This window comes from Paenibacillus sp. Y5S-9 (genome assembly GCF_036894235.1).
Taxonomy (GTDB): Bacteria; Bacillota; Bacilli; order Paenibacillales; family Paenibacillaceae; genus Paenibacillus.
Window position 1 is genome coordinate 3,593,121 of sequence record NZ_CP145887.1, and the last position, 24,176, is coordinate 3,617,296.

Here is a 24,176-nt window from a genome sequence, read left to right on the forward strand (position 1 = left end):
CGTATAAGAAATTCTTAAAATGAAAGAAATTTCACCGTGACGTAACATGCTAAGATGAAAACGACAGAACGGGATTTAGGCAGAAGGATAAGGTTAAGTGCTTTTTACGATCATTCGAGCAAAAGGCAATGCATTTATGGAAGCGTTATCATTACAAGGAGAGGCTGTGAATTGTATGGTCAAAAGGAAGCTGTTTTTCTTCATTGTTTTCATGTTGACAATCGTAGTCCCTTTCAGCCTGATCGGAATAAGGACCGCTTATGCGGAGACCTTACCTTATCAGACAATTATTATCGATGACGGGAGTATCAAGATCAATGATGATGTGACACCTGATGCAGGTAACGAGAACAATGGATATTCGGCTCCTAATTGGACCACAAGCACAGGGGTGAAAGGGTATGATCTTTCCAGCACCAAATATACAAGTACAGCAGGCAGGACGATAACATGGAATCCACGCTTGGAAGAAGGAACGGCGAAAATATCGTTCTATAAGCTGGACTGGGCAGATAAAGCAGATAGCAATGTGAAAATTGAGATCGTTCATAATGGAACAACGGATGTAGTCTTTATGGATCTAAGACCCTCATCTGGTGCTCCAGCAGGGTGGGTTGATTTGGGAGAGTACTATTTTTCCGGAGTTGGCGAAGAATTTGTTCAATTAACCCGGTCTACCGGCACCACAAACACGATCCTTACGCGCGCGGATGCGGTCAAGTTCGAAGGGAATATAAAGCAGAAAGAGCCACATAAGACAATTATCATTGATGATGGGAGCCTCACAATTGATAATGTCGTCACTGTTGATTCAGGAAACGTCAGTAACGGGTTCTCCGCTCCTTATTGGACGACAAGTGCAGGAGTGAAGGGATACAATAATTCTAGTTCCAAATTTACAGACGCTGTAGGTAGAAGCATCACCTGGAATCCACGCTTGGAAGCAGGGACGGCGAGAATATCGTTCTATAAGCTGGATTGGGCAGATAAAGCAGATAGTAATGTGAAAATTGAGATTGTTCATAACGGGATTACGGATGTTAAGTTTATGGATCTTAGACCTTCGTCAGGTCCATCGGTTGGATGGGTGGATCTGGGAGAGTATGAGTTTAGTGGTGATGATAGCGAATTTGTCAGGCTGACTCGAACGCAGCCTTCTACGGGTACAATTATTACGCGGGCTGATGCAGTCAAGTTCGAGGGGAATATCCGTCAACAGGCACCACCGTTGCCCCCGCTGCGGAGCCGCACATTAACGAATCTCAGTTACACAGAGAAAGGCAGCATCGAAAATGCTCACTACAAGGCAACCTTCTATGAGGCAGCATGGGATGAAGGTAGATCCATCGTTCGTGACATGTTCTATAAAAACACGGAGACCGGGAACTGGGTTCCAATCAATAATGAATCGGAAAGACTTGAGGAGCAATGGGTTTTATTAGATGGGAACGCAGGCAGCCGAACCAATTACTACGATACGATGAACAAACGTTGGATTACATTCGACGAGGTCCATTTTCCCGACAGCCAGACGGCGGTATTAACCGACTCTACACATGGCAGTGATTACGATTTTGAAGTGAACTGGTCCATGGCAGGGGATAAACCAGATGTCTCTTTTGCCTTTACGCCTCGCCGCGACGGCAATTATGTCATTGGATATCAGTCCTTCACAACAGAGACAGTCACGGGCATCAATGAAGTGTTAAATGGATTCAGGTCACATGCCAAAATGGTAGGTACGGTTGAATCAACAAGTTTAAGAGAGCTGAGCGCTCCGATGAGCTTGGTTGAGAAAAATGATGGTGCGGGAAATCCATTGACCTATGGCGTATTTGTACCTCCGACAGAGCTTCCGGTTGAATTTGAACCGACGGGAGGTGTTACGAAACAACGACTTGGCATGAGCCTGGTCAACAACGAAGGCAGCGTTCAGCCAATCCTGTATGCGCCTCAATTAGGGACTTATTCGCAAATGACCGCAGAAAGCACGTATCAATTTCATATGGGGCTTATCGCTCAAAAAAGCAATCTATATGAGTCCTACGCGGATATTCTTCGCAATGAGTACGATTATTCAGCATACCGGGAAAATGTTTCAAATAAATCGCTTACTGACGCGATGTTTAATATGATCGATTTGCTTAAGATTGAGCCGCAAGGAGATGACTCTGTTAATTATGTCCCATCACCCAGCGGGTGGTGGAGCCGTGCCAAGGGTTTTATTGATATCGAAAACGAGGACAGCGTTCGAACAAGCTCAAATGCAGTTCTTTTGGGGGCTTATTATCTAACTGGAGATGACCAGCTATACGATACGAGAGCACTGCCGTCCGTCCAGTATGGCGTATCGCGTAATGGTATTGGTTGGTCGCCAACGCAGAAGAAAGTATACGGTGTGCCTTCGTTATGGAAAATGGCTACTCTGCCGTTTGATGTTTCAAGTGTCGCCGCTGTTCATCAGATGATGAGCACTTCGGCAGGAATTGGGGCATTAGCACAGGAAGAATACCTCGTGCGTGACCCGGATCAGAAAGACCGGGGTCCTGTCATTCAGCCCCTGATGATGTATCGGATGACGGGAGATGCGCAGTATTTGCAAGCTGCGAAAGATGCAGCCGACAGTTATATCACGCAACATATCGATACGCCTGCATCCGTCGATGTGAGTAAAAATGAGTTCATTTATTATTATAGCAAGCTGTGGATGGAGATCTTGGAGCTATATGAGGAAACGCAGGATCCCAAATACTTGGATGCCGCCTATAAGGAAGCCAAACGGTATGCAACCATGTTTGTTGCTCGTCCAGTTCCTGAAGGTAACGTTACGATTCCGCAGCCGGAGACATATAATTACGCGGAGTCGTTCCATTGGCCGGAAAGTGGTAAATTTCAATATCCTAGGCTTAAGCTTCCCGAAGATATTGCCGGAGGCGTTCAAGCGGAGCGTTGGCTTGTTTCACCGAGCGGACTGACGTTTGAAGCAGGAAGTACAACCGGTTATTATCGGATGAATGCTCAGGAAGCTCCATTCATGCTGAGATTGTCGCTTTATACAGGGGATGAACTGCTGCAGGATATTGCTCATAATGCGGTTATTGGACGATATTCCAGTTATCCAGGTTATTATTATAAAGGCTTCGCCGTTAGCCAACTTGAACCGGACTTTCCTCTGGAAGGCCCAAGCGGGGCTACATCCATCTATTATCACCATATTCCGGGGCAACTCGGGCAAACGATGGATTATTTGATCAGCGAACAATCATTGAAATCAAACGGGAGCATTACGTTTCCTTCCGTTTTTGAAACGAATTTTTTATGGTTCAAATATCACCTTTATGGGAATAAACCAGGTCAATTTTATGGTAACTCCGACGTTTGGCTATGGATGCCCAAGGGAATTATTAAGACCAACCATCCTCAATTGAATTGGATAACGGGTGAGAGCGGGGATAAATTCTACATCGGGTTAAGCAACGCATCTTCAGATGAAGTTCAGACTCCAATTGAATTAAATGAACAAATCATTGGATTCAACCCGGCACAGGATTATACCGTATCGATCATCCGCGACAATGGTACACCAGAGCAAACGGTTATGAGTGGTGGAATCATTCAAGCTACGGTTTCAGGCAAGGGAATCACTGCGATCATTGTAGAGGGACTTGATATTGATGTACCGCTGCATCAGGTCAGAACGGCAGATACATCGGATGCCAGTTATTTCTTTGATACACACAGTCCAATTGATGCGGTTAAAGGCATGCTGATCGTTAAGCCTGACGAAACGGTTTATGATGCTTATGTGCAGGCCAAAACGACAAAACCAGCGACAATCCATTATTCCTTGGATGGTGGGGCCACGTATACGAGCGTCCCAGATACGGTCTATCCGATGGAATGGTCGATACGGGTGAATGATTTATCCCAAACCTTTACGTATTACGTGGAATCGGAGGGGAAACAGACCCGTAAGCGGACACTCTATCTGCCGGATCAGGTATCGGAAACTCCAGTCCAACCCGATGGGCAGGATAGTTCAACCATCATTGTGGATAATACGGAGGCGGAGACAGAAGGCGTCTGGATAAGGGATACGACGGCTAACGATTATTATTATGATAACTATGTGTATGCCAAATCTACGACCGGCACAGCGACAAGCAAAATGAGATGGCGGCCTGAGCTGCCAGAAAGTGTCACTTACAGTGTGTATTACAAGCTTCCACAGATAACTGCAACGAGTGAAAATTGGGCAACAAATGCCTCATTTACCGTTTATCACAGCGGCGGCTCCGAAACGGTGACAGTTGATGAGACAACAGCGAATGGTACTTGGGTGCATCTGGGGGATTATCCTTTTGCTGAAGGCGATAGCGGGTACGTAGAACTAACCAATAAGGCCAACAAGTCCAGAGTCGTTGCCGATGCAATCATGTGGGTGGACCCAAACAGGATACCGCAATTGGAGTCTGCTGTGATCATGTCCGATCGGAACGAGCTGCAGATGACTCAAACCGCACAACTGAGCGTAACCGGTTATTTAGATAACGGTTTGATCGGTGATCTTACACAGGCTGATGTGCAGTATTTCGTTGATCGTACGGATCTGGCTGAAGTGAATAGCAGTGGGGTGTTGACCCTTCTTAATCTTGATAGAGACACGGATCACATTGAGGTATGGGCTACTGTTACGATTGACGGTGTGACCCTAACCACAGCACCTTTGAATATCACGATCAGGGACCTAACGGTTATCGTCGATAGTACAAATACAACAGGGTTATACACGACAGAAGGGTCTTGGAGCCAAAGCAATTTAGCAGGATACAAAATTGGGGTTAAATCCCGCTATTCAACAGTTCAAGGATCATCAGCAACGTGGAAAGGCGAGTTTCCAGAGGGGAAATATACGGTCTCAATCTATAAACTCGTCCATACGACCGCAAACGATAACAATGTCAAAGTAGAAGTGAAACATAAAACGGGTACCGAGGTCACCTATATCGATGCAACGGTCGGCTCATCAGGTTGGGTTAATCTGGGAACGTTCGACTTTACAGGTGACGGCAGCGAGTATGTCCGGTTAACCAGAGTTACGCCTACAACGGTAGACCCACCAACGCTTCCTGCGGATATGATCTATACGAGGGTTGACGCAGTTATGTTCGAACGGCATTCTGATGATGATTCGGAACTGATTGCCAATGATGAGGTGCAAGATGAACCGACACTTTCTGAATAAGGGCAGTGAATTATGAATGGAAGTGGAACAACGGTACGTGATGTTAAACAAATGATTGTAAAATAACGTTAAGTGCCGGGTGGATCAAAACGATCCATTCGGCTCTTTTTGTCTAAGTTCAAGAAAGTGTGGTAAGAGGAAGGCAGTCGGCCACCTTCCTCTTACCCCCCCCCCATTATTCACTTAAGTTTGCCAAAACCAACTTTTTTGGATGCTCGTAAAAAAATTGCCGCTTTCAGATTATGTTTCGTCACACTCAAAACGTTTCTCTAGACCCACACAAATCTTCAATGGTACTATCATACACGTGCTTGAATTGAAGATTGCAGGAGGATATCATGTGGATCAACTTAAATACGATAATCTAAAGCTGGGAGAGCGCGGAGCTATCATCAGCATTATCGCCTACATATGTTTGACCGTATTAAAACTGATCGTTGGTAATATGGCCGGATCAGAAGCGCTTAAGGCGGATGGATTAAACAATGCCACCGATATTGTGGCATCCATTGCCGTACTGATCGGTTTGAAGCTTGCCCAACGTCCTGCCGACACAGATCATACATATGGTCACTGGAGAGCAGAGACCGTTGCATCGCTTGTTGCTTCTTTCATTATGATGGCAGTAGGTTTACAAGTACTGTTTGAAGCCATTGGTTCTGTGTTTCAGGGTACACATGAATCTCCGGATATCATCGCTGCGTACACAGGCATTTTTTGCGCAGTTATCATGTATCTGGTCTATCGTTATAACAAGAGACTTGCTACACGTATTAAAAGTCAGGCGGTCATGGCGGCGGCTCGTGATAACATTTCCGATGCCTGGGTGAGCACCGGTACGGTCATAGGGATCGTGGGTTCCCAGTTCGGCCTCCCATGGCTGGACCCTGTAACGGCTGTCATCGTAGGTTTCCTCATCTGCAAAACCGCTTGGGACATTTTCAAGGAAGCCACACACCATCTGACCGATGGTTTTGATGTTGAACTGATTCAGGAGTACAAAAAAACGATTGCCGGCATTGACAGCGTAGAGACGGTTAAAGACGTGAGAGCGCGGAACTATGGCAATAACGTTGTAGTAGACGTTGTCATAACAGTCCATGCTGGCCTGGATCTTCAACAAGCACACGATATCTGTACAGACGTGGAGAACGAATTAATGGAGGAGCATGACGTATATACCGTTCACGTTCATGTGGAACCTGATATGTTGGAAGAGTGCATTGGATAGCAAGCTTATAAAAGTGAGACTCGTCAAAGCAAAAAACCAGTGAGCTTTACTCATTCACTGGTTTTTGTTGATTTCAATTTTCATCTTTAAAAAGAATCCGCGCGTTATTTATTCCATACAAGATTATCTCGGCAAATTGTAGGTAATCAGATTGTTATATTTATCCGCATGTTTCTGTTCGTCCAGGATGATTCCCCACACCGTGTCTTTATATATGCCATAAGGGAGGCCAAACCATATTTTTCTATACTTCTCCACGGCGGCTAATTCACCCTGAAACGCCTTTTGCAATCCGGCAAGATAAGAGGGGACCGTCTCAACTGGCTCACTGCTTACACCCGAAATCTCCTGGCCTGTCAGATCTTTGTACATTTGGCGGAACATTTGATTATGTCCTCGTTCATCATTACGGATGCTCGTGATGATGGCAGCCTGATTGGCATCGGGTGACAACTGAATCAGTGAATCATAGAACAGCTCATCGTTTCGTTCTCCTTGCACAGCCGTTTTGATTAATTCAAGTGCTTCGGCTGATGATGTTGCCCATACCGGAGTAAAAGTGTACCTGTAACCATACGGATATGTCACATACATTACGAATCCCTCCAAGACCAATATGAGTTAGGGTATGCACGTATGCCTATCAGCGTTAACCCATATACTCAGTCCCGTCTTATTAATCGAAAAGCTTCAGTGGCACTTTTACTTGGTATACCTCAATATTTTACTGTAACCATAAGCAATAACAAATGGCAGGAGGTATGACAAAAAGGTCCAAATAATGTTCCATCCATTAAAATAAATGACATGCCCCATTATTTTGGCAACCCATTCGATTAATGTCAGCGACAATGATGCAACAAGGATCGCCAACCATGGCTTGGCACCTTTTTCTAAAATCGTATACATCATCAGGCAGCCGGCGATTGGATAGACTCCAAGATCCATTGGAAGAGCAGCAAAGGATTGATTATGAGTATTCGGAAGGATATTCCAGAAGTAATTAAACCCGATATTGTTGATGCATGCTGCTACAGCCACACCAAGTGGATAATATAGAATAAAGATGGTAAAGTTCCGACGCAAAATCCATGCACCCAATATAATGGGAATAACCATACCTAACAAAATGTTTCCTAACATGCAATTTTCCTCCAAAGCTTGTTACTTGTATAGTTCACAATAAGCCGCATCACTCCGTTGTCTTCTCTTCCAGAAGACGATCCACCTTATCTGTAAGTGCATCCAATTTTTTATCATAATGCTTGTACGTATAGAATCCAATGACGGCTTTGATTGCAAAAAAGAGCACCGCAGCAATGACAATGAGAATGTAGTTGTGGGCAATCTGCCTTAACCAATCGTTAACTGCATTTATCGGATTTCTCTCCTTTCAATGCAAGTGGTTTGTATAAGTTAACCAACTCCATGGGATATAATGCATATTAGCAAACTCGGAACAGGCATGTGTGTGTCCGAACGTCAAAAAGGCCACTTATCCAACAAGGATAAGCGACCTTTTTATTATTTATTCAAATCTTGAGGACTTAAATAGACTTCAACAGCAGATAATGTCGGACACCATCTGGATTCTTCGATGATCAAGCGGAGCTTCCTTGCTCGAACAGGGAGAAAGCGGCAAATCCGTTTGTATCCAACGATGGTACAGTCGTACAGATCACGCCATATCTCGCCATCGAGATATTCAATGTGAAATTTCTCAATGCACTGTCCAGACCGGATATGCTCCTGAAGCAGGATTGTATCAAACGTATGCTCTTCCAATAAATCAAGCTCAATGGCGGCGTGTTCGGTTCCTTCGCTGGGGCACCAATACGTCATTTTGTCCCCGTCCAGCACACGCGTGGCATCATGTTTCTCATCAAGCGATTCTGATGCAGTGGCGTGTCCTCCGAAGGCCAGGTTATGGTGAAACGTAGCGCGAAGTCGATCGCCAAGTTCTTGCATCCGTTTGGCATCATTCTCATGAATTCTGCCGCGTTGGTCCGGAGGCAAATTTAACAGAAACGTAGCATTACCACCAACAGACTTGTAATAAATATCGAGAAGTTTCTCAAGACTTCTGACCTGATCATCCTCAGCAGCGTGGTAGAACCAGCCCGGCCGAATCGAAGTATTAACTTCGGCAGGGTACCAGGTAACCTGCTTTCCAGCTACAGCATCACGGCTGCCCAGATTCTCGTCGCGAGAGTTAGCAAGCTTGGCAAACTGTCCATCATCCACATGCTGCGAAGCCTCCTGAATCTTCTCGCAATCCCTGAGTTCCTCCGGAACAACACTCCACTCGGAATCCCGTGTATGTCCTGCTTCATTTCCACACCAACGCACATCCGGACCACATACGGATATGACGGCACCTGGCTGCAGTTCGCGAATGACTTCATAGTAGCCATCCCAATCGTATACTTGTTTCAAACCGTTTGGTCCTTCACCGCAGGCACCATCAAACCATACACAGAAGATGTCTCCATAGGAGGTCAACAGTTCACGCAACTGCAGCTTGAAATATTCATTGTATTCGGAGGTTCCGTATCGATGGTCATGACGATCCCACGGGGATAGGTATACGCCAAATGCCAGACCACCCAGCCTGCAAGCCTCAGCGACTTCCTTTACCATATCACCATTGCCTTCGCGCCAAGGACTGCTCTTCACGGTATGTTCCGTATATGCGCTTGGCCAGAGACAGAAACCATCGTGATGTTTACAAGTTAGGATGAGACCCTTTATTCCTGCAGATTTGCATACCTCTACCCATTGCATGGCATCAAAGTCGGTAGGGTTGAAGAGGGCAGGTGATTCGTCACCGAATCCCCATTCCTTATCTGTAAATGTATTTATCCCAAAATGAATAAACGAATAAAATTCGAGCTCCTGCCAGGCCAGTTGACGGTCGGACGGGGTGATATTGGCAAGAGTCTGAATAGAGTGGCTCATGAGTAACATCTCCTTTAATATGAAATGAATTGAATGATTTCAGCATCATAAGGCTCAAGCTTCAACTCAGAGGCCATGGTCTGGCCTGACAGGATACCAATTGCCGTTTCCTGAAGGAGCACGGTCTGCGACTTGCCTGTTGTGTTGACATAGATGGTATTTGCATTGTCCAGATGACGAGCCACGACACCAGATGGTGTGGCGGGACCTTGAGCTATACCAAGTGTTGGATACAGACGATGTAGAAGCGCACTCAAAAACGTTGTATTGGCAGGCAAGGCCACATAGATCGCCTGACCCTGTCCGTATTTATTGCAGGTGACCGCCGGGGAAGACTCATGTGTATTCGAGAAACTGGCGATGATGCTCGCGGTACGCGGCTCAAGGATATCATAATAATCGATATCCGGCTGAATGTTTTCCGAATCCATGACGATGACCGGCTTCTCACGCTCCAGGCCAAGCTCGGTTTTTTCCAAACCTCCGGCATTCTCCCAAGGGGTATGGCTCCGCGTTCGAACAAATGCACCACAGCGGATGCCAAATACATCACTCAAGCCTCCAGGTAGGGTAGTATCAAATACCTGATTGTTCGCAGTGACTTTGGCAGAATAAGCCGTCATGATAACGGTACCCCCTTGTTCAACAAAAGCGCGCAGTGTTGCAGCCGATTCTTCATCCATGATCGCGTGTCCAGGTACGATAATCAGCTTGTAGTTTTGATGAAGGCTACGCAGATTGACGATGTTGCAATCCAGATTGGATTGTTCCAGAGCGCTGTAAGCTTGCAAAACCTGCCCCGTATAGTCGGTCTTGTAATAGCTTGGGTTGCCCGCCATAACCTTCAGTGTCTCGAAGGAGTAAGCAATGGCAATGTCCGGGTTCGTTTTTCTTGGCATATCCAGATCCTGCAACCGTTTGAATTCCTGTGCAATACGTGCAAATTCATCATATTTCCAGCCGGGTATGCCATCATGATCCACAAGACCAAACACATATTGCTCTTCGCCACCCAGCATTGTGCGCCAGGTCCAGGCACAGACGGCCTGCGCTCTGTGAATCAGAGACAGGTACGCATACATTCGCATCGCTCCCGGTGGAGAAGCGTAGCCGCCAAAGTCCCCAGTCTGGAATTCCAGACACCAGATCGGCCGATCCAACTCACCGATGCGATGGTCCATGAAGAAACACGCAGCAGTTAGCGCTTGTTTATCTTCGGGATTAGTCCCGGGATAGAAGCCAATGCCCGGCAAGTCGATCATTTCCCGGTACTGCTTCAGATAATCGAAACCGTAGCCTGGATTTTCCGACCAGTGGTTCGTTGTTTCTCTGACTTCTGGTGCTAATTCCCGCACGATGTCACTCAATCCTTGCATATAATTCAACGTCTCATCGGAGTAAAAACGTGCCATATCCAGAAGACGTTCTGGTGCACCTTTGACCTGTCCCGAAATCGGGAGGACCACATCACTGAAGCTGTTCAGTTTTCTAGACCAGCGCTGTGCACTCCAGGCTTCATTAAGCTGCTCAACTGTTCCATACTTATTGCGAAGCCAAACCTCGAATCGGTCCCGGGCTGCATGGGAATAGGACGGAGCACCAGAGCCTAATTCGTTGCATAATCCGAAAGCATAAAGGGCCGGATGATGCCGGTAGCGATTGACAAGTTTTCTGGCGAAATCATAAGCGTATTCTTGAAAGGTTGGATGACCGACATCCTCCATATATCTTGTTTGCGCTTCCATACGAAGGCCGCTCGGAGCACTCAAAGAAATTTCGGGATACTTTCTGTGCAGCCAAGTCGGAGCCGGACGGGTCGCAATATCCAGAATGACCTGAATACCCGCTTTCTCAAACAAGGTCATGACTTCGTCAAACCATGCAAAGGTGTAGTTTCCTTCGGATGGCTCGAAGCTGTCCCAGCATAAATGGCCGAGTCGAACGATTGTAAACGAAGCTTCACGCATCAAGTCGATATCATGCTGCCAGCGTTCGCGCGGCCAGTCGTGGGGGTGGTAGTTAGCGCCTGCATATAACATCCTGATCACCGCCATATAATAATATTAAATATATCAATTATTTTAATAGCTGATGATCGGATAATATATATAATAAAAAATGAAGTTCATATAATAAAATGAAACTGATTAATGGAGTTCACGAAAACGTTGAGGCGTAATATTCTCAAACTTTCGGAAGGTAGAGACAAAATGGCTCACATCCAGAAACCCCACGAGAGAAGCAACGGTTTTGATGGTCATATGTTTGTTATTCATTAAATGTTCCTTGGCTTTCTGGATTCGCAGTTGAATCAGATATTGATAAGGGCTCATTCCAGTCGTCATACGAAACAAGTAATTAAGCCGCTGTGAGCTTAAGCCTGCATATTCGGACAGATCAGCCAAGCCGATTGAGGCATCATGAAAATGCTCCTCCATGAATCGAATCAAGGGTGCCAGTCGCGAGGATTGTTGGGAATAAGAGCGTTGGTTGTCCACTTGTCCGTAACGTTTCAGATCCATTAGAAAACGATAAACAAACGTGGAACTATCCATTCCGCTGAATTCGGACTGCCGCCTCGCCAATCGGCTGGTAGTGTTATGAATTCTCGATAGCCTGGAATCGCCTTCCCAACGAATGACCTTGGATGTGGACAATCCCAGGGAAGAGATAATCGTAGGGGCTAAATCACCGCTAAATGTGATGTACCAAGTAGACCAGGGATGTGACGATGTGTAATAACGGTGCGGAACATGAGGTGGCAATAGAATTCCCTGGTTAGGCCCAAGTGTCATCGTGTTCCCCGCACATTCGAATTGCCCTTCACCGCCTGTCGTTTGCAGCCAGTGATAACAATGATAGCCATCAGGTCTATCAAATTCTTCTTGCCATTCGTTATAACCGGTTTGTTCCAAATAGATCGGCAGTGTACGGTCCAGATTAGTGACAAGCATCTGCTTCATGTAATGTTTCATGGTTTATCAACCGCTTTCATTTTTATATCTTTTTTTTAATTATAACGGATCATGTTGTTTTGTTTCATTTGATGTAGAGTGACAACCTCAGAAATGAAAAAAAACCCTTCTCTAAGAATGAAAGAAGAGAAGGGTTGATCCTAAAATATTGAATTATTATCGAATTACTGATGCTTGCTGAGAATATCAAATATGATCTTGGCATTATCTGTGTTATCAATCAAACCGGCGAAGCGATGACTTGCAGGGCCGTAGGCATAGACCGGAACATCTTCACCTGTGTGTCCACCTGTTGTCCAGCCCGTATATGAACGGTTATCAATAATTGCTTCAATGGCATTATCAATCTTTGTTACGTCCGCACTTTTAGCTGCTTCTTTCACCGATTGAATCTCTTCCGGCTTCAACTCCAGTTTCAGATAACTTTTCAGTGTTTCTTCAACCGAAGCACCTTTTGCAATTTGTGCTGCCATGAAGTCAGGCGTACGCAGTGCAGCTTTGATCGGGTCTACGTAGAAGTTATACTCTCCGTCTTTTCCGAGCGTAAGTCCGCCCGTGGAGTGGTCGGCAGTAGCTACGACAAGTGTTTCACCGTCTTTTTTGGCAAAATCAATAGCTGCCTGAAATGCTCCTGCGAAATCTTCCATTTCACTCATTGCGCCAACGATATCATTATCATGTCCTGCCCAGTCGATCTGGCTACCTTCGACCATTAAAAAGAATCCTTTGTCGTTCGAACTGAGACGATCAATCGCTGTATTGGTCATCTCAGCCAATGATGGAGTTGCAGCACTACGATCAATCAACTTGTCCAGACCTCCGTCCGCAAACAGTCCAAGCACTTGTTGATTCTTATCAGCAAGGAGAGAGGAACGATCCGTCACATAGCTGAATCCTGCCTTCTGGAACTCCTTCGTCAGGTCACGACCCTCGCGTACAAAATTGGATTTACCTCCACCAAGAAGTACATCCACCTTATGCTTGCCATTAATCAACTCATCATAATAATCGTCCGCAATTGCATCCATATTTTTTCGACTGATATCATGGGCACCAAATGCAGCTGGTGTTGCATGAGTGATCTCCGATGTAGCCACGAGTCCGGTGGACTTGCCGTTTTCTTTTGCCTGCTCAAGTACGGTTTTGACTTCCTTCTGCTCAGGGTCAACCGCAATGGCCGCATTGTAGGTTTTTACACCTGCCGACATGGCCGTTGCTGCGGAAGCGGAATCCGTCACATTTTGTTTATCATCATCCGGATAGGTCATTTGTGCTCCAACCAGATAAGGGTCAAATACGTTTTTGTCCATGCCCTTGGTTGAAGGATCATCTTTCATATAACGGTAGGCGGAAGTATAAGAGGTCCCCATGCCATCCCCAATGAGGAAGATGATGTTCTTGATTTGTTTTTTCTCCACACTTACAGCTTGAACGGCACTTGCTTGTCCGGCAGACAAGAGAGTAGAAGCCGATACAGCCAGAGTCAGCGCTACCGCTGGTAATACTCTTTTGGATAATTTCAAAATGATTCCTCCTCGTAATATCTCAAAACAAAATGAATGCATGAATCTATATTCATTTGTTCATCATTAAGAAGATTAGCATTTAATTGTAAATGAAAACCAAGAATTTTGTATACCTAAGGTAAAATAAAGGCGTTGTGTTAATTCTTTGCAACATACGAGATTACAAAAATATACTCATTCCGCTATTTTTGAAGTATGATACAACATAAGTAGAACGCTTTCATTTTTATATTACTGTTAGTATAAGAACAATTTCATTTTCAGGAGGCTCTTTACCATTGACCAAAACAACTCCAAATTATGATGGGTATCTCTTTGTACATTTTATTGGCGAACAACCAGATGGAGAGCAGGTTTATTTCTCTTATAGCGAGGATGGTCTTCACTGGAAGGACCTTAATGGCGGATCACCTGTGCTGTTTTCCGACCTTGGAGAAAAGGGGGTACGGGACCCGTTTCTGGTTCGTTCAGTCAAGGATAATAAATTTTATCTGATTGCTACGGATCTCCGCATCGCAAGCGGCAAAGGATGGACTCATGCCGTTAATGCCGGGAGCCGTGACGTAATTGTATGGGAATCCAGCAATCTCGTGAACTGGTCATCCCCATGGAACGTCACACTAGGTGTTGAAGGGGCTGGATGTGTCTGGGCACCTGAAGCTGTGTATGATGAAATAACGGATGAGTTTCTCGTATTCTGGGCTTCTGCGACGCAGGAACCTCAGGAGCAAGAACGAAAACAAAAAATATACAGCGCTCGTACAAAAGACTTTCGTACGTTCTCGGCATCGGAAAAATACATTGAACGGGATAATCATATTATTGATACAACGATTCTTCCTTCAGCTGGCTCTTACTATCGATACTCCAAGGATGAAACAACCAAAAACATACGGGTAGAAAAAGGTGACTCTCTGGACAAAGGGGCGTTTGTTACGCTGCAATCCCCAGTACTGGAGGCTGTGGCAGGTGTGGAGGGACCTCAAATCTTTAAATTCAATGACCGGGAGGAATGGTGCCTGATTGTTGATCGATTTGCTGAAGGCAAGGGTTATCTTCCTTTGTTGACTACAGATCTGGGAAGCGGAGAATTCCGAATCGTCCCTGATGATGATTTTGATATGGGAACGAATCAAAAGCGTCATGGAAGTGTCCTGCCAATCACAGCTGAGGAGTGCAGCCGGCTTCTCGCTGCTTTCGGGGATGGTCATCAGGTGCTTCCTGGACAATATGCCGATCCTGATGTCGCACAGTTTGGGGATCGTTACTATATGTATCCGACGACTGATGGTTTCGAGGGGTGGTCGGGGACAAAATTTAAGGTGTTTTCTTCTTCAGACCTGAAGCATTGGCAAGACGAAGGCGTGATCCTTGATCTGGGAACAGAGGATGTTGCCTGGGCAACCGGTAATGCCTGGGCGCCGGCAATTGCCAGCCGAAACGGAAAGTTCTATTTTTATTTCTGTGGCAAAATGCGGAACGGAGAGAGTGCCATTGGCGTTGCTGTAGCAGATACACCGATTGGTCCATTCCTGGCCGAGTCGCAGCCTTTAATCACAATGGAGCAGTTGAAACGTCTGGGCATTACCATGGGACAAGCGATTGATCCCTCTATCTATGTCGATGATAATGGAAAACCGTATCTGTTATTTGGCAATGGACATGCTGCCATTGTGGAGCTCGGTGAAGACATGATAAGTGTCGTGGAGGACACAATGAGCAACCTGGTGGGCTTGCATGATTTTCGTGAGGCGGTAACTGTGTTAAAGCAGGGGGGACTATACCATTTTACGTGGTCCTGTGACGATACAGGTAGTGAAGACTATCATGTGAATTACGGTACGTCAGAGCAATTGTACGGTCCTGTTACCTATCGATACCCGATTCTGAGCAAAAATGTCGAGAAGGGCATGCTGGGTACAGGTCATCACTGTATATTTAATGATTCCGAAACGGGTCAATACCAGATTGCCTATCACCGTTTTGTCACGCCACTATCCAGATTTTCCTCCGGTAAGGGATATCACCGCGAAATATGTATGGACCCACTTCTGTTTGGTAAGGACGGACTGATCCAGCCTGTTATACTCTAATATAAGACGTTTAATTAAATCGCTATCTATAAAGGCCTGATACAACATGAATGCCTGTCAAATGTCGCTTTTAGCGGTTTTTGCAGGCATTTTTATCATTTTTATCTTCCACCTGAAACCAGCCAAAACCGTAGGGTTGAGAGGGTATGCGACTTATTGAACGCATTAATTCCAGAATACATTTGACAGGCGAATCAATAAATCGTATTATTACGATATAACGATTTAGGAGGAATACTTTTGAACACTCCCGCTTTTGACAGCAATAACATTAAACAGTTCGATGAACCAGCTAATCTGCTCAAAGCTTTGTCTCACCCCATTCGTTTATGCATTGTTCGGGGACTGATGATGAAAAAAAAATGTAATGTCTCTTATATGCAGGAATGTCTGGATCTTCCCCAATCAACAGTCTCACAACACCTCCAAAAGCTTCGTAGTGCAGGTATTGTTGCTACGGAGCGAAATGGACTTGAAGTGAACTATGTGCTTGCCGATCAACGGGTTGAACAGATTATTAAAACTTTATTTGAAAAGGATGATTGTGAATCATGAGCAAAAAAGTACTTATTGTTGGCGGTGTAGCTGGAGGTGCTTCTGCAGCTGCACGTCTTCGCCGTCTGGATGAACATGCCGAAATTATTATCTTTGAGAAGGGACCCTATATCTCATTTGCCAATTGTGGTTTACCTTATTATATAGGTGGCACAATCGATGATCGAGAGCGTCTGCTGGTGCAGACGCCAAAAGGGATGGCAGATCGCTTTCGTATCGATGTGCGTACAAGAAGTGAGGTCGTAGCTATTGATTCGCAGAAGCGAGTGGTTAAGATACAGTCTCAGGAGCGCGGTGCATATGAAGAAAGCTATGACGAGTTGATATTGTCACCAGGTGCAAAACCGATGATTCCCGATCTGCCGGGTAAGGACAATCCACTAATTTATACCGTACGAAGTATTCCGGATATTGATCGGATCAAAGAACAGGTAAATTCTTCTAACAACAAGTCTTCGATCGTCATAGGCGGTGGATTTATCGGCGTAGAAATGGCTGAGAATCTAAAGGAAGCTGGTCTGGATGTAACGCTTATTGAGGGGAACGCACAAGTACTCACACCATATGATCCCGAGTTAGGAGCCGCATTGGCACAGGAAATGGAGAATCATGGTGTAAACCTGCTGTTTTCCAAGCGTGTTCAGGGATTCCATTCCCTAGAGCAGGGCATAGGAGTTGAACTTGCAGATGGTCATACGCTGACTGCTGACATGGTTATTCTTGCGATAGGCGTAACGCCGGACACCTATTTTTTGAAAGATAGCGGCGTTTCGCTGGGTGCACGTGGACATATTATCGTAAATGAAGCTTTGGAAAGCAGTGTGCCACATATCTATGCTGTTGGGGATGCCATCGAAGTTACGGAAACCATTCATGGAACGAAGGCAACGATTCCACTTGCCGGACCTGCCAACAAACAAGGTCGTATTGTTGCCGACCGTATCGCAGGGCTTCCTTCTACCTATAAAGGAACACAAGGTACGTCCATTATCAAAGTCTTTGGAATGACCGCAGCCACGACAGGCAGTAATGAGAGAACACTACAACGTCTCGGCGTGGAATATCAAACCGTTATCGTACACCCTGCTTCTCATGCATCGTATTATCCTGGTTCGAGCGCAATTACTCTTAAACTGCTGTTTACTCCGGAAGGTAAAATTTTAGGTGCACAAGCAGTCGGTTATGATGGAGTGGATAAACGAATTGATGACATTGCTGTAGCCATTCATTTTGGAGGACATGTCCGGGATTTGACAGAACTTGAACTGAGTTACGCGCCACCTTATTCTTCTGCCAAAGATCCCGTAAATATGGCTGGATATGCAGCAGAGAATATGATCACTGGACGTGTTCAGACCTTCACCTATAATCAACTGGCTGATCGTCAGCCGGAGCAGTCGATACTTCTGGATGTTCGCAGTGAAATTGAGCATCAAAATGGTCATATTCCGGGTTCACTCTCTATTCCAGTTGATGAGCTTCGTCAACGGTTAGATGAATTAGACCCATCCAAAGAAATCTGGCTATACTGTCAAGTCGGCTTACGTGGTTACACCGCTTCGCAAATTTTGCGCCAGCATGGTTTTAGCGCGAAAAACTTGAGTGGTGGTTATAAAACATACCGTCAAGCCCAGTTTAAGCCTGCTCCTTTTACTGCTGCAAAACAAGATCATCATGATCCTGCGGTGGACGTTAAGGAAAAAAAGTCTATTCCCACTGACTCAACACAGCCGCAACGTATTGATCATGACTTGAATGTATGCGGATTAAGTTGTCCTGGTCCGCTAATAGAAGTGAAGCAGAAAATGGATCAACTCTCGAACGGGGAAACCCTTCGCGTGAAAGCTTCCGATCCAGGCTTCTATGAAGATGTCAAAGCATGGGCCACGATGTCGGGTTCCACAATCTTGCAGTTGGAAAGAATGAAAGGCGGTACCATTGAGTCCGTCATTGTTAAAAATACAGCACAACCCGTATCGGATTCCCCCATCAGTGATCCTGCCAGCACGATGGTTGTCTTCAGTGGTGATCTGGATAAAGCGATCGCCTCACTCATTATTGCAAATGGGGCAGCAGCGAGTGGACGGAAAGTAACCCTGTTTTTCACATTTTGGGGATTGAGTATCATTCGTAAGCAGCAGCCGCAGAAGTTATCCAAAACCATGATCGGCCGTATGTTTGATATGATGTTACCTCGCGGTAGCCAGAAGCTTGGCATGTCCAAAATGAATATGCTCGGAGCAGGCCCGAAGATGATCCGTGGTTTGATGAAAAAACATCATGTACCTTCGTTGGAAGAATTGATAGAGAGCGCAATTGCTCAAGGAGTAGAGATTGTTGCCTGCCAGATGTCCATGGATTTAATGGGTATCCAACGTGAAGAATTAATAGACCAAGTGAAAATTGGTGGTGTAGGTTATTATCTTGGACAAGCATCACAAGCAAATCATAATCTGTTTATTTAAAAAATGATCATAAATTCCAAAAAGCGTTGATTCGAATTCGAACCAACGCTTTTTGGGCTTAATCATGAAGTAAACATTGACTTCATTTTTTTGCTATTATAATATAAGCATACACTTATATGTTGTTGAAGGAGGAAGTGCTATGGATTCTATGCAAGAGGTAGCGGATAAGCTTAAATTGCTGGGTGATAAAACACGCCTTACGATCCTTATACTCCTCAAAGAACGTGAATGGTGCGTGTGTGAATTTGTAGAGATTTTAGACATGTCACAACCTGGAATTAGTCAACATTTGCGCAAGCTGAAGGATCAAGGTTTGGTTAAAGAAAATAAACGTGGTCAGTGGGTATACTACTCTTTAAATGTAGAGAATACACCCTATATTACATCTGTCCTGGAATTGATGCCAGATACAGCAACTATTCTTAAATCGTTAAATAAAGAAAACTTTACTTCAGTATGTAATTAATTTTTGATCGATATATAAGCATATCATTATATGCAAATATAAATTAAGTTGAACTGGAAGGAGGTGTATATATTTGTTTTCTACGCTGTTAGCCTGCTTGATCTTTTTGATTACACTTGTACTTGTTATTTGGCAGCCTAAAAACCTGTCGATTGGTTGGTCTGCTTGTGGCGGAGCCATTCTAGCTTTACTTGTGGGTGTGGTCAATTTGGAAGATGTATGGGATGTGACACAGATCGTATGGAACGCCACGCTTGCTTTTGTCGCAATCATTCTGATCTCATTAATTCTGGATCGTATCGGATTTTTCGAGTGGGCTGCCTTACATATGGCCAAAGCCGCTCATGGCAATGGTGTTCGGATGTTTGTTTACGTCTCCATCCTGGGAGCGGTGGTTTCTGCTTTCTTTGCCAATGATGGAGGTGCACTGATTCTGACGCCAATTGTTCTAGCTATGGTACGTGCATTGAATTTTGATGAGAAAAAAGTATTTCCATTTATTATCGCCAGCGGATTTATTGCAGATACAACTTCCTTACCGCTGGTTGTAAGTAACCTGGTCAACATTGTGTCTGCCGATTTCTTTGGTATTACTTTTATGGAGTACGCGGGAAGGATGTTTGTTCCAAATCTGTTCTCACTGGCGGCGAGTATCGGTGTACTATATCTCTTTTTTCGCAAGAGTATTCCCAAACGATTTGATGCGAGTGAATTGAAACCTCCGGTAACTGCCATTAAGGATATGAAGATGTTTCGATTGTCGTGGGTGGTGTTAGGGGTTCTACTTATTGGATACTTTACCAGTGAATTTATCGGAATTCCCGTATCTCTTGTGGCAGGTATCGTCGCGATATTCTTCTTGATCATGGCTTCCCGGAGTTCTGCTGTACCGACTACACTGGTTGTCAGAGAAGCACCTTGGGCCATCGTATTTTTCTCCATCGGTATGTATGTCGTGATTTATGGTCTACGTAATGTAGGTTTGACCGATTTGTTGGCCGTTGTCATTCAGGCTGTGGCTGATCAGGGATTGTTCGCTGCAACAATGGGTATGGGCTTTATTGCGGCAATCATCTCATCCCTGATGAACAATATGCCTACCGTGTTGATTGATGCGCTTGCCATTGATGCAACAACGGCTACAGGAACGGTTCGGGAGGCGCTTATCTATGCCAATATTATTGGCTCGGACTTAGGTCCCAAGATTACCCCGATTGGTTCACTCGCGACACTGCTCTGGCTTCATGTGCTTAGCACCAAAGGTGTCAAAATTTCATGGGGCACTTACTTCAAGACGGGTATCATTATCACCGTTCCGACTCTGTTTATTACGCTAGTGGGTCTGTATCTGTGGTTAAGCATTTTATAAAAGCAATCTATAATTCAAACAACGAGGAGACGATGAACATGAGTAAAAAAACACTCTACTTCCTGTGCACAGGCAATTCCTGCCGGAGTCAAATGGCCGAAGGCTGGGCTAAGAAATATCTAAGTGAGGACTGGAACATTTATAGTGCGGGAATTGAGGCACACGGTCTGAATCCCAAAGCAGTGGAAGCCATGAAAGAAGTTAACCTGGATATTTCGACTCAAACTTCCGATATCATTGATTCAGAGTTGTTGAACAATGCTAATTTTGTAGTCACATTGTGTGGAGACGCCGCGGATAAATGTCCAATGACACCACCACATGTGAAGCGGGAACACTGGGGATTCGATGATCCTGCCAAAGCTCAAGGGTCAGATGAAGAGAAATGGGCGGTATTCCAAAGGGTTCGTGACCAGATCGGGGAACGCATTAAAACATTTGCTGAAACTGGAAAATAGTACAAACCTGCCTGAGCAGGATAATTGAATGAGTACCGAGAGAATGCCACGATGAGTGGCATTTTTTTTGTTCAAAAAAAATGAACGTTTCATTCAGAAACGGTTTTTTGACTTACCCATAACAGCAACATAGAGTGATGACAAGGACGGTATTTGATTTTACCTATAAAAGTGAGAAGCATATATACCCTTGACTTTCCCCTGTACGGGAAACTATATACTCGCATTATGTTAATTGATTGGAGATGATATATTGTTCAAAATCAGTGCGTTTTCCAGGCTAAGCAGGGTCTCATTAAAAACACTGCGTTATTATGACCAGATTGGCATACTTAAGCCGAGAAAGGTAGATCAAGATACGGGTTACCGTTACTATTCCGCAGATCAGCTTCTCGAGCTCAACCGAATCTTAATTTATAAAGAATTGGGGTTTACGTTGCCACAAATCACACAGCTGCTACAGGAACATATTACATTAGAGAATATTCAAGGCATGTTTAAGCTTAAAAGAAGCGAAATTCAGCAGATTATCGATACGGAACAAGCTAAACTCGTCCGAATTGAGGAACGCATGCAGCTTATAGAGGAAGAGGGGCATGTCGAAACCGGGCAAGAAATACGAATCAAAGAGGAAGGTGCTCGGCAGTTTCTTTTTCAGACAGGGTGCGGGAGGGAAGAGGAGATCCCGAGTTTATTTCATCAGTTTGATCAGTCATTAACAAAAGAAATGCGCCAACTAATCCACGGACCACAGGTTGTTTTGTGGAAAGAAATCGCAGGACAAGAGGAAGAGTTCGAGTTCGAAATAGGTTATTTCTTAACCTGTGAGCTGCGATCACCTCCCGACCCATTTCAATTGCGGACTCTTCCTGCTGAACCCATGATGGCCACCATAGCTTATCGTTCCAATGCCACCTTTGCCTGTAAAGCCTGTGTTCATCTAGCCACATGGATTGAGAAGAATAACTATCAGATCAAGGAAAACGAAGCTGGTAGGGAACTTTATTTACCTTTATCCCAAGAAAAAGATGCACAATTTATAGAAATACAAATTCCAATACTAAATAATTAACTGAAAAAGACGGAGTGGAGTAAATTGAAAAATAAATGGATCATCTATGTCCTCGCATTGGCTGTTTTTCTGATTGGAACCATTGAATACATTATTACAGGAGTCATTGAAATGATCGCCGCAGACTTGAGCGTATCTACTTCCGAAGTGGGTTTACTAGTGACTGTGTTTGCTCTCGCAGCGGCCATTATCGCCCCGATTCTCATTGCATTTACAATAAATATAGATCGCAAGAAGTTACTGGTGTCCACCCTCAGTGTGTTTATAGCCAGCAACGGACTTATGCTTGTAAACCTTTCTTACGAAACATTACTATGGGTGCGAATTATTCAAGGGGCGAGCGGAGGAATCGCTACCGTAGTAGCGATGGCCGTATCGACACGACTGGTTGAAAAAGAAAAAAGGGGCAATGCCATCGGCATCATTTTGATGGGGCTAAGCAGTTCGCTAGTGCTCGGTGTCCCATGGGGCACATTTTTTAGTGAAATGTTTGGATGGAGAGTTTTATTTGTAATCATTGGATTGTTAAGTGTTCTTCCATTACTTATTATCTACAAAAAGGTTCCGGCAATCAAAGAGGAAGAAAAGATCACCCTCAGAATGCAGCTCTCCATTTTAAAAAATCCACTCATTCTGACTGCCTTGCTTATTACATTATTGTATATCGGCGGCTATTCGACACTGTTCACGTACATTACGCCTTTCTTACAAGCTACATCTGCTCTTACCATGACCGAGATAAGCGGTGTTCTGTTTCTCGCGGGAATTTGCAGCTTTGTCGGATCAAAAGTGGGCGGACAATTGGCAGATGCAAAGGGATCAAAGTTTACAATTTGTCTAGGCCTTCTGTTACAAGGCATAACTCTTCTTTTGTTTGCTCTAGCTGGAGTTAATCTTATGATGTTAATCTTGGTTTTAATGATTTTTATGTTGGCAACGTGGAGCATATCTCCGGCCCAGCAACTATATCTGGTTACACTGGCACCTCGTAATCCCGACATTGCCCTTAGCGTAAATACATCGTTTATCCAATTTGGTTTTGCACTGGGATCTGGATTAGGTGGGCTTGTGATCAATCATACATCTGTCATGTATTTGAATTGGTTGGGTTTTGGAGCTGTAAGCATTGCTTTACTTCTTGCCATCTTACTATTTACGAAATCGAGAAGCAGGACTGGAACGCCAGATCCAGTGTAATTTTTTGAGTTGTAATTGACCGTTATATGTAAAATAAAAAAAGATCTCTTCAGCATTCACTGCAGAAGAGATCTTTTTGGCGTTTAACAAAGTAATAATGAGAATCACATTACATCATCATGACAGAATAGAGTATGAATCCATTAACAAATTACTGTTATATTTTTTAATGTCCACCTGTATTCGAAGCCCAGACAGGATACCAGCCCAAGGCCGGATTTTCATTGTTGTACAGCACCAGATTGCCGTCAGTTTGCATGATGAGCACATTGCCTCTAAGATTGGCTGGCACATTGTCTGCACCGTACCATTCCTTAGCCCACGCCAGGTTATCCGATGTCCAATAAGGTGTGTTTTGCGGATCTGATATGACCAACTTTCCGCTGAAATAATTAATCTGGAGTTTATGTATTCTTGTGTCTTTTGTTTTGCTGTTCCTCAATATGTTTTAAGTTACCTGTCAAATATAGCATATATATTTCTTTAATGGATAAATTTTCAATAAGGATCGACGATCTGCGAAATTCTTTTCTGGACTGATCGGTTCAGATATGTTATATTTC

General features: G+C 44.5%; 17 protein-coding genes. 10 read left to right on the forward strand and 7 right to left on the reverse strand.

Going from position 1 to position 24,176, the window contains the following annotated elements:
* Positions 1–97: 97 nt before the first annotated feature.
* Positions 98–5,245, forward strand: a complete 5,148-nt coding sequence (locus V6669_RS15905; protein ID WP_338586853.1) for a hypothetical protein — start codon at positions 98–100, stop codon at positions 5,243–5,245.
* A gap of 340 nt (positions 5,246–5,585) precedes the next feature.
* Entirely contained in the window at positions 5,586–6,476 is an 891-nt protein-coding gene (locus V6669_RS15910) for a cation diffusion facilitator family transporter (protein WP_338586854.1), read from the forward strand.
* Between the two features lie 123 nt (positions 6,477–6,599).
* Here the strand turns inward: V6669_RS15910 and V6669_RS15915 are convergent, their stop codons facing one another.
* The 6 genes from V6669_RS15915 to V6669_RS15940 form a co-directional block, all read right to left on the reverse strand.
* Positions 6,600–7,070: a ferritin-like domain-containing protein gene (locus tag V6669_RS15915; RefSeq protein WP_338586855.1), complete on the reverse strand. Its 471-nt coding sequence runs from the start codon at positions 7,068–7,070 to the stop codon at positions 6,600–6,602.
* 108 nt (positions 7,071–7,178) lie between these two features.
* Positions 7,179–7,619: a CBO0543 family protein gene (locus V6669_RS15920; protein WP_338586856.1), complete on the reverse strand. Its 441-nt coding sequence runs from the start codon at positions 7,617–7,619 to the stop codon at positions 7,179–7,181.
* 381 nt (positions 7,620–8,000) lie between these two features.
* Positions 8,001–9,434, reverse strand: a complete 1,434-nt coding sequence (locus V6669_RS15925; protein WP_338586857.1) for an alpha-L-fucosidase — start codon at positions 9,432–9,434, stop codon at positions 8,001–8,003.
* 14 nt (positions 9,435–9,448) lie between these two features.
* Positions 9,449–11,473 (reverse strand): beta-galactosidase, encoded by a 2,025-nt coding sequence (locus V6669_RS15930; protein WP_338586858.1) that lies wholly within the window; start codon positions 11,471–11,473, stop codon positions 9,449–9,451.
* 108 nt (positions 11,474–11,581) lie between these two features.
* Positions 11,582–12,409, reverse strand: coding sequence for an AraC family transcriptional regulator (locus V6669_RS15935; protein WP_338586860.1), 828 nt, complete (start codon positions 12,407–12,409; stop codon positions 11,582–11,584).
* Positions 12,410–12,573: 164 nt separating this feature from the next.
* Positions 12,574–13,935 (reverse strand): alkaline phosphatase, encoded by a 1,362-nt coding sequence (locus tag V6669_RS15940; RefSeq protein ID WP_338594968.1) that lies wholly within the window; start codon positions 13,933–13,935, stop codon positions 12,574–12,576.
* A gap of 278 nt (positions 13,936–14,213) precedes the next feature.
* Between V6669_RS15940 and V6669_RS15945 the strand changes: the two genes are divergently transcribed.
* From V6669_RS15945 to V6669_RS15980, 8 genes are all read left to right on the forward strand, one after another.
* A complete protein-coding gene (locus V6669_RS15945) occupies positions 14,214–16,028 on the forward strand; it encodes a family 43 glycosylhydrolase (RefSeq protein WP_338586861.1) in 1,815 nt (604 codons plus the stop codon).
* A gap of 240 nt (positions 16,029–16,268) precedes the next feature.
* Positions 16,269–16,583, forward strand: coding sequence for a metalloregulator ArsR/SmtB family transcription factor (locus tag V6669_RS15950; protein WP_036615511.1), 315 nt, complete (start codon positions 16,269–16,271; stop codon positions 16,581–16,583).
* Complete coding sequence (locus V6669_RS15955) at positions 16,580–19,048, forward strand: FAD-dependent oxidoreductase (RefSeq protein WP_338586862.1); 2,469 nt, start codon at positions 16,580–16,582, stop codon at positions 19,046–19,048. The genes V6669_RS15950 and V6669_RS15955 overlap by 4 nt, the downstream gene beginning before the upstream one ends.
* A 142-nt stretch (positions 19,049–19,190) precedes the next feature.
* The gene (locus V6669_RS15960; RefSeq protein ID WP_338586863.1) at positions 19,191–19,517 is read left to right on the forward strand and encodes a metalloregulator ArsR/SmtB family transcription factor; all 327 of its coding nucleotides are present in this window, start codon (positions 19,191–19,193) and stop codon (positions 19,515–19,517) included.
* A 73-nt stretch (positions 19,518–19,590) separates the two neighbouring features.
* Entirely contained in the window at positions 19,591–20,886 is a 1,296-nt protein-coding gene (locus tag V6669_RS15965) for an arsenic transporter (RefSeq protein ID WP_338586864.1), read from the forward strand.
* Between the two features lie 38 nt (positions 20,887–20,924).
* On the forward strand, positions 20,925–21,344 hold the full coding sequence (gene arsC / locus V6669_RS15970) for an arsenate reductase (thioredoxin) (RefSeq protein WP_338586865.1): 420 nt from the start codon (positions 20,925–20,927) through the stop codon (positions 21,342–21,344).
* A 253-nt stretch (positions 21,345–21,597) separates the two neighbouring features.
* On the forward strand, positions 21,598–22,416 hold the full coding sequence (locus V6669_RS15975; protein ID WP_338586866.1) for a helix-turn-helix domain-containing protein: 819 nt from the start codon (positions 21,598–21,600) through the stop codon (positions 22,414–22,416).
* A 24-nt stretch (positions 22,417–22,440) separates the two neighbouring features.
* Entirely contained in the window at positions 22,441–23,613 is a 1,173-nt protein-coding gene (locus tag V6669_RS15980) for an MFS transporter (RefSeq protein WP_338586867.1), read from the forward strand.
* Positions 23,614–23,779: 166 nt separating this feature from the next.
* On the opposite strand, the gene V6669_RS15985 is transcribed toward V6669_RS15980, so the two are convergent.
* Positions 23,780–24,055 carry a hypothetical protein gene (locus V6669_RS15985; protein ID WP_338586868.1) on the reverse strand — a complete coding sequence of 92 codons (276 nt, stop codon included), beginning with the start codon at positions 24,053–24,055 and terminating at the stop codon, positions 23,780–23,782.
* Between the last annotated feature and the right edge of the window lie 121 nt (positions 24,056–24,176).

Excerpts from the sequence above, each read along its gene's own strand:
- V6669_RS15955 (WP_338586862.1), top strand. The coding sequence starts at position 16,580 with ATGAGCAAAAAAGTACTTATTGTTGGCGGTGTAGCTGGAGGTGCTTCT.
- V6669_RS15915 (WP_338586855.1), bottom strand. The coding sequence starts at position 7,070 with ATGTATGTGACATATCCGTATGGTTACAGGTACACTTTTACTCCGGTA.
- V6669_RS15960 (WP_338586863.1), top strand. The coding sequence starts at position 19,191 with ATGGATTCTATGCAAGAGGTAGCGGATAAGCTTAAATTGCTGGGTGAT.
- V6669_RS15930 (WP_338586858.1), bottom strand. The coding sequence starts at position 11,473 with ATGTTATATGCAGGCGCTAACTACCACCCCCACGACTGGCCGCGCGAA.
- arsC (WP_338586865.1), top strand. The coding sequence starts at position 20,925 with ATGAGTAAAAAAACACTCTACTTCCTGTGCACAGGCAATTCCTGCCGG.
- V6669_RS15935 (WP_338586860.1), bottom strand. The coding sequence starts at position 12,409 with ATGAAACATTACATGAAGCAGATGCTTGTCACTAATCTGGACCGTACA.
- V6669_RS15920 (WP_338586856.1), bottom strand. The coding sequence starts at position 7,619 with ATGTTAGGAAACATTTTGTTAGGTATGGTTATTCCCATTATATTGGGT.
- V6669_RS15925 (WP_338586857.1), bottom strand. The coding sequence starts at position 9,434 with ATGAGCCACTCTATTCAGACTCTTGCCAATATCACCCCGTCCGACCGT.